The 6,743-nt window shown below is 61.1% G+C and carries 7 protein-coding genes and 1 pseudogene; 4 read left to right on the top strand and 4 right to left on the bottom strand.

From position 1 onward, the window contains the following. Window positions 1-193: 193 nt before the first annotated feature. Window positions 194-438, bottom strand: a pseudogene (ureA, locus tag ACVWXC_RS13140) (urease subunit gamma). A 358-nt stretch (window positions 439-796) separates the two neighbouring features. Here ureA and ACVWXC_RS13135 point away from each other — a divergent pair. Together ACVWXC_RS13135 and tilS are read left to right on the top strand one after the other, a co-directional pair. After that, entirely contained in the window at window positions 797-1,975 is a 1,179-nt protein-coding gene (locus ACVWXC_RS13135) for an HrcA family transcriptional regulator (protein WP_011431380.1), read from the top strand. A gap of 40 nt (window positions 1,976-2,015) precedes the next feature. Beyond that, complete coding sequence (tilS, locus tag ACVWXC_RS13130) at window positions 2,016-3,026, top strand: tRNA lysidine(34) synthetase TilS (RefSeq protein WP_011431381.1); 1,011 nt, start codon at window positions 2,016-2,018, stop codon at window positions 3,024-3,026. Window positions 3,027-3,199: 173 nt separating this feature from the next. Here the strand turns inward: tilS and ACVWXC_RS13125 are convergent, their stop codons facing one another. Further along, complete coding sequence (locus tag ACVWXC_RS13125) at window positions 3,200-4,036, bottom strand: SpoIID/LytB domain-containing protein (RefSeq protein WP_011431382.1); 837 nt, start codon at window positions 4,034-4,036, stop codon at window positions 3,200-3,202. Window positions 4,037-4,114: 78 nt separating this feature from the next. Next, window positions 4,115-5,404: an MFS transporter gene (locus tag ACVWXC_RS13120; protein ID WP_457393217.1), complete on the bottom strand. Its 1,290-nt coding sequence runs from the start codon at window positions 5,402-5,404 to the stop codon at window positions 4,115-4,117. Window positions 5,405-5,586: 182 nt separating this feature from the next. Here ACVWXC_RS13120 and yidD point away from each other — a divergent pair, with 182 nt between their 5' ends. Next, the gene (gene yidD / locus ACVWXC_RS13115; protein WP_099812756.1) at window positions 5,587-5,889 is read left to right on the top strand and encodes a membrane protein insertion efficiency factor YidD; all 303 of its coding nucleotides are present in this window, start codon (window positions 5,587-5,589) and stop codon (window positions 5,887-5,889) included. A gap of 23 nt (window positions 5,890-5,912) precedes the next feature. Here yidD and ACVWXC_RS13110 read toward each other — a convergent pair whose 3' ends face one another. After that, window positions 5,913-6,287, bottom strand: coding sequence for a RidA family protein (locus ACVWXC_RS13110; RefSeq protein ID WP_011431385.1), 375 nt, complete (start codon window positions 6,285-6,287; stop codon window positions 5,913-5,915). A 168-nt stretch (window positions 6,288-6,455) separates the two neighbouring features. Between ACVWXC_RS13110 and ACVWXC_RS13105 the strand changes: the two genes are divergently transcribed. Continuing rightward, window positions 6,456-6,668, top strand: coding sequence for a phenylpyruvate tautomerase MIF-related protein (locus tag ACVWXC_RS13105; RefSeq protein ID WP_011431387.1), 213 nt, complete (start codon window positions 6,456-6,458; stop codon window positions 6,666-6,668). Window positions 6,669-6,743: the final 75 nt, after the last annotated feature.

The following is a 6,743-nucleotide window of genomic DNA, read 5'->3' as shown; positions in this document are numbered from 1 at the left end:
CACCGTTGAGGAGTTGAAGAAGTATGTCGAGCAGCAGGCAACGCCCAGATTGTGAGACTCAGGGGCATTGAACCCCTTCGTCTCACCGCCTATCCTACAGCCCGCCAAGCTGCGCTGTGGCGGGAGTACCCCGGAGGTTCTGATGGACAACCTCCTAAAGTCTCTGGGTCTTTGGGGGATCCTTAGAAAGCAGCTAGCGGATGGTTAACAGCTTGGTTTCGTCGGGAAAGGTGGCCTCTACTTGAATTTCCGGGATCCCTGGCATCACGTCCTCTCGGCTCAGCCACGTCAGACCTTCGCTCATCACCTGAGCAACGGTTTTCCCTTCCCGCGCCCCTCCAAGATAGCTGCGCTCAGGTAGGTCACCGCCTTGGGGTAATTGAGTTGGAGGCCCCACTGCCGCCGATCCCGAGCTAGCTGGACGGCCAGGTAGAGCAACCTCCTGGGGGGACAAGTACATGGAGCGACCTCGAAAGATACAAAACGATACAGAACAGGCAGCAGCAGGCTCACTTAGCCTAGAGTTGACTTAACACTTTAGTACCCCCTTTGGGCAAAAATAAGGATGCAGAGGCTACAGGGAGCTCCGCTTTTCTCGCCAAACCAAGAGCCTCCACCTCTTTCCACCTCTGCTGTTGCAATTTTCCGCGCCTGCAACCCAAGATGAAAGCGTAACAATAAAGTTAAAGAGAGAAGTAAAAGTTTATCTGATCCTCATTTAGCCCTAGCTTGGTTGACCTGAGATCCATTGGCTAATTCCCCTTAGCAGGTGTTGATTGGGTTCTTTTGAGCAGCCATGAAACTCGAACTGACTCCTAGACAACGGAAGATCCTGTGGGCAACGGTGCGCAGGTATATTGCCACGGCAGAACCTGTCGGCTCCAAAACCTTGGCCCAGTCCTACAACCTCGGAGTCAGCACGGCTACCATTCGCAACGACTTGGCCACGCTGGAGCAGGTTGGGTTGCTGTTCCAGCCCCACACCTCTGCCGGTCGGATCCCTTCTGACTTTGGCTATCGGGTCTATGTGAACGATCTGTTGAGCTCCGCCAACATGGATGGGATCCCGAACGATGCTCCCCAGCCGGAGCCCCATCCTGCGCTGCAGCAGTTGCTGGATCAGCTCAACCGTGAGCTGGGGGACGACCTCGATAGCTTCCTACAGAGGGTGGCACAGCTTTTGGCCCACTTGAGCGGTTGCATCGCCCTCATCACCCCTCCCCAGGGGCCGGTGGTAGCCGTTCACCACGTGCAGTTGTTGTCGGTGGGGCCGGGGCGGGTAATGGTGCTGGTGGTTACGGATTCCTATCAAACCCACTCGGCCTTGGTCAGCCCACCGGATTGGCCTGACGATCGGCGCGAGGATCTGGAAGATGAACTGCAGCTACTGAGCAACTTCCTCACCCTGAAATTGCGGGGCAAGACTTTTGCCGAGCTGCAGGATCTGAGCTGGTTGAAGCTGGATGAGGAGTTTCGCGCTTACAGCCATTGGCTGCAGCAACTGCTGCGCTCGGTAGTCCAACGCTACCTGCGGCCCTCTCTAGGACAGGTGTTCAGCGCGGGCATGACGGAGCTGATGCGGCAGCCGGAGTTTTCCCAGGCTCAGCGGATGCAGGCGGTGGCCCAGTTGCTCGAAGAGGGATCCGAGCAGCTGCAGGGGATGATCGGGCTCTATTCCACGCCAGGTTGCCTGTTCACGAGCGAAGCGGCTCTCTCGGCCCCGTCGGCCAGGGAGAAGGCATCCTCCAGCACCGCAGATCAGGATCCATCCCACAACGTTCCCGTGATCATCTACATTGGCAGCGAGAACCCGCTGGAATCGCTGCACCACTGCACGGTCATCGCCTCAGTTTATCGCCGCCGCTCGGCGCCGCTGGGGACGGTCACCTTGCTGGGGCCGACTCGCATGGCCTACGAGCGGAGCATTGCGGCTGTGCAGACGGTGGCCTCGCATCTCACTCGGGCCCTTGCCTGAGGGATCCCAGGTCTGGGTTGCCCCCGAGCAATAGCCAACTGTGGCCAGGCTTTCTCCTCTTCACTTGCGGGTTCAGTGTGCCATTCGCGAGCGGCAACTGCTTCGCCCCGGCCAGCGGCTGCTGGTAGCTTTTTCCGGCGGACAAGATTCTTTTTCCCTGCTCCAGATCTTGCGGGATTTGCAGCCGCGCTGGCGGTGGCAGATCTTTGTTTTGCACTGCGATCACCGTTGGTCAGCCGATGAGACGGCGTGTGCCCAGTTTTTGCAGGGATGGCTGCAACAGCAGGGCCTGCCCCACGCCGTTGAGACTGCCGATCCCATCCGCTGGGATGAGGCGGGGGCCAGGGCTTGGCGCTACCAGCAACTGGACAAATGGGCGCGCACCTGGAGCTGCGAGGCGGTGGCCACGGGGCACACGGCCAGCGACCGGGCGGAGACGTTTTTGTGGAACCTGCTGCGGGGCACGGGGGCTGCCGGCCTGGTCAGCCTAGATTGGCAACGGCGTTTGGACGAGCGGGATCCCACCTCCGCTTGGTTGGTGCGTCCCCTGCTGGGCCTTTCCCGCTGGGAAACGGAAGAGTTCTGCCGACAATACCAGTTGCCGGTCTGGCCGGATCGCAGCAACCAGGATTTGGCTCATGGCCGCAACCGCCTTCGCCTAGAGGTGATGCCCTATCTCAAGCAGCACTTTAACCCGCAACTGGAAGCGGCTTTGAATCGGGCGGCCACGCTGTTGCAGGCAGAGCATGAGCTGGTGGTGGCGCAAGCCGCCCAACTATGGTTGCAGGTGTACGAGCCGGCTTTGCCGGGGCTGCGACGGGATCCCTTGCGGGCTGCGCCCCTGGCTCTGCAGCGGCAGGTGATGTTCCAATTCTTGTCGCTGCTGCTGCCCCATCACCCGACTTTTGAGCAGGTGGAAGCCGGGATCCGGCTCCTGAAAGCAGGCCGCCGCAGCCGCAGCCCCGACTACCCAGGGGGTGGCTGGTTGGAGGTGAGGGGAGATTGCGTGGTCTGGGTTGCTGCTTCTCAGCCCGCCAGTTTTGTCCCCTAGGCCGGGATCGGCATGCCCACAAAAGCTCTTGGGCAAAGTTGTGGCTGCCCTATTTAGGTCCACTCCGGTCTTAACCAGAAGAAGCCGGCCAAGGGTGAACCCGGCCCGTTTGCGGCTGAAGGGCAACCTGGGGAGATGGGCACCCCTGGCAACCCAGAGCAAGGGGGAGTAGGTCAATCCGGCAACCGGCCAAACCTGACGCCGGGGTAGTAGTAGGCCAAGATTTGGCGGTAAGTCCAGCCCCGGCGGGCCAATTCTTGGGCGCCCCACTGGCTCATGCCGATGCCATGCCCGTACTTGGGATAGGGGCTAAAATCCGGCAGGCTTTTTAGGTAAGGGATCCCGCTCACCCCGACGGTTTGGCTGCCGGCGCTGGCGCTATACATGGCATTCACGAATTGCCCCCCATACACCATGACGATGCCGCGGGTGGCGTGTGTTGCTGCTAGGGCGGCTGCCGAGCGCTGCGACAGACCCCGATACACCTGGGAGCGGGTGTCGCTAAACACGTCAAACCAGCCGCGGGAATTGCGGTGGTGAAGAACATAGGTGCGGGCTGCCACCGCCTGGGCCTTGAGGGCCTCGGGCAGAAAGCGGGATCCCATCTCGGCTTCCACCACGCCGGCCACGTAGTCTTCCAGATCCACGTAATTGATGGCCAGCAAGCGGTTGTAGCCGGTCAGGAGCACTTTGCCAGAATACCAGCGGCCATCCACCGCCACCAGGCCACCCGCTTGCGGCTCGATGAACAACACCGGGCTGACCACCCCCTGCAGGCGCACCCCCTGAGGGCCGGGCTGGGCCAGAAACCCTTGCATGGGGGGCAACTCGGCCAGCACCTCTTGGCGGCTATTGGTCAGTTGGGCAGGGAGAGAAACCCCCACCACCAAAGGGGCGGTGGCATCGGCCAAGGCCACCCGCACCGTTACCCCCCAAGCGCTCTCGATCCATCCCCCTAAGGCGCCCACCAGCAGGGATCCCAGGAGGGCAAGCCAACCCCGTGCTCCCATCTGCCCAGAGTTCTTTTTTGTACAGCAACCCCAGCCTAGGATAGGGCAAATCGGACTTGGGGACAAAAATCAGGGTGCCTAGAGGGCAGGACGGGATCCCGTTGGCAGGGGAGGGGACGGCTGGGGCTGTTCCGAAGGGACAGGATCTGGCTGTCGAAACCGATCGGTTTCCAGGCCCAAGGCAAAGCGCAGGGAGGATCCCGGTCGCCCGTTGGAGAAGCAGAGAAAAGAGCCCAAGGAAGCCAACGCCAGAAGGGCGGCGTAGCCAAACATGGCCCGATACCCGAACCCCCCCGCCAGCGTGCCCAGGATCGGCCCCGCCAGCCCAATGCCCAAGTCAAAGCCACACATCACCAAGCTAAACAGGCGACCGCGCTCCGCCGGCTCAGAGCGATCCGCCACCAGGGCGGAGATCAGCGGGATCAAGGTGCCAAAACCCGACCCCACCACGATCCCGGCGGCGAGAAAAGCCGCAGCGCTGTCGGCAACCCTCAGGATCCCCATCGCCAGAGCATAGGTGGCCAGGCTGAGCGAGATGAACGGCCCCCGCCCGTAGCGGTCGGAAGCGCGACCAGCCAGCAGGCGCACGCCGAAGCTGGACAGGGCCACCGCCGTATAAAAAAGACCTGGATTCAGGGGAACTCCGGCCTCTTGGATCAACAGAGCCACAAACGTGGTCTGGGTGCCAAAGGCCAGGCCAACCAACAACATGACCCCGGCGAGAGAGCACACCTTCGGGCTGAGCACAAGGCCCCAAAACGCCCCATCCGAGGGCAGGGATCTCCAATCCCCACGGCGCTGCTCTCGAACCAATTGGGTACAGAAAAAGCCCACCAACCCCAGCAAAGCGGCGAAGAGAAACAGAGGGCCATAACCGGCCAGCTCCTGCAAAAAACCGCCCAAAGCAGGGCCGATGGCTACACCCATGGGATTGACCAAGCTCATGTAGCCCAAGATCTCGCCGCGTTTTTCTTCCGGGGCAAAATCCGCCACCAAAGTAACGTAGGCGGTGGCAAAAGCGGCGATGCTGATCCCATGAAAGGCCCGTACCAGCGCTATCCACGGGATCCAATCCCAAAGCCAGTACCCCAAAGGCGCCATCCCCGCCGCGCCCATGCCGATGAGCAACACAATGCGCCGACTGTGGCCATCCGCCAGCCGCCCCAGCCAAGGACGAAAAGCCAGCAGCCCAATCGAGAAGGCCCCCATCACCAAGCCCACCTCTTGGCTGGTGCCGCCCACATCCCGGACGTAGAGCGGCAGCGTGGGCAACAGCGCAGACAGACTGGCCCAAAAGAGCAGCCCGGCCACGAACAAAATGCCCAAGTTGCGCCGCTGTGCTGGCTGTAGCCGCCCAAATGCCCTCACGCCCACTCCTGATGAAACTCTTACAACCATGCCGAGGAGCAAAGCCGTCTCCACGGCATCCCCGAACAGAAGTATTACGAAATGTATATTTGGGTGGTGACTTTTTGGATCTTAACCTCTTGTCTGGAGCTGCGCAGGAGGGCAGACGTTAGCCTGGAAATGGCCTTTTTGTACGCTGGCCTATGGCGGAACGGTCGGATCCCTTGACTCGCGGTTTAGTTGCCCTGATTCGAGGCTACCAGGTGGCCATCTCCCCTCTGCTACCGCCTGCCTGCCGCTACTACCCCACCTGCTCCCAGTACACCCTGGAAGCCGTGCGGCGCTACGGTGCCATCCGAGGCGGTTGGCTGGGGATCCGCCGCCTCTGCCGCTGCCACCCTTGGCACCCGGGAGGCTACGACCCGGTGCCCGACTTGCCGGGATCCGCACCCGAGGAAAACGGTCGCCCCAGCCCAGATGGCCAACATTCTGGATCTGGGGGTTGAAGAGTTGCAGCTTTTAACCGCCGCTATCGGTAGCAGGCCACCGCCTCGATTTCCACCAAGGCATTCAAGGGCAGGCCAGCCACCTGCACGCAAGAGCGGGCCGGTGCCGGATCGGCGGCAAAAAACTCTCGATAAACCGCGTTCATGGCGGCAAAGTCTTTCATATCCGCCAAAAAAACGGTGGTCTTCACCACATTGGCCAAGCTTGTTCCCCCTGCTTCCAGCACGGCTTTCAGGTTCAGCAGCGCCTGCCGAGTTTGCGAGGCAACATCTTCCCCCGCCAGCTTGCCGGTTTTGGGATCCAGGCCCACCTGTCCGGCGGCGAATAGAAATGGCCCCGCAGCGGCAATGCCCTGGCTGTAAGGGCCGACAGGGGCAGGAGCAGCCTCGGTTCGCACCTCCTGCGGCCCTGCCTCAGCTCGAGTGGGGTGGTTAGGCTCAGAACTGACCGGCTTCCTCTGCTCCATGGGGATCGGCGGAACTCTGCAGCTAAGCTACCACAGGGGGATCCCGCAAAAAACAAGCCGGCAACGGCAAGATCAACTTGTCGACAAAAAGCAGTGCCTATGCCCTTGATCAAGTTGCAAACGCCTCTAAAGCCGGAACCTGCCGCTGTAGAGGCGCTGCTCAAGTCGCTCTCTGCTGCTCTGGCCAAACAGGTGGGCAAGCTGGAAGCCTACGTGATGACCGCCTTTGAAGGAGGGATCCCGATGACCTTTGCCGGCAGTGGGGATCCCTGCTGCTATGTGGAGATCAAGATTGACACTCCCACCGCCTAAAGGCGGGGGATTCTTACGCAGTCCACAAAAGAACCCGTAACGGCGTTGTCAAAGCGCCTCTAGACAGTTCCTGAA

The organism is Thermostichus sp. OS-CIW-20 (assembly GCF_054061455.1).
This window is presented reverse-complemented; position numbering and strand designations above follow the sequence as displayed.

Coding starts and splice junctions, on each gene's coding strand:
- ACVWXC_RS13105 (WP_011431387.1), top strand. CDS start 6,456: ATGCCCTTGATCAAGTTGCAAACGCCTCTAAAGCCGGAACCTGCCGCT.
- ACVWXC_RS13135 (WP_011431380.1), top strand. CDS start 797: ATGAAACTCGAACTGACTCCTAGACAACGGAAGATCCTGTGGGCAACG.
- ACVWXC_RS13125 (WP_011431382.1), bottom strand. CDS start 4,036: ATGGGAGCACGGGGTTGGCTTGCCCTCCTGGGATCCCTGCTGGTGGGC.
- yidD (WP_099812756.1), top strand. CDS start 5,587: ATGGCGGAACGGTCGGATCCCTTGACTCGCGGTTTAGTTGCCCTGATT.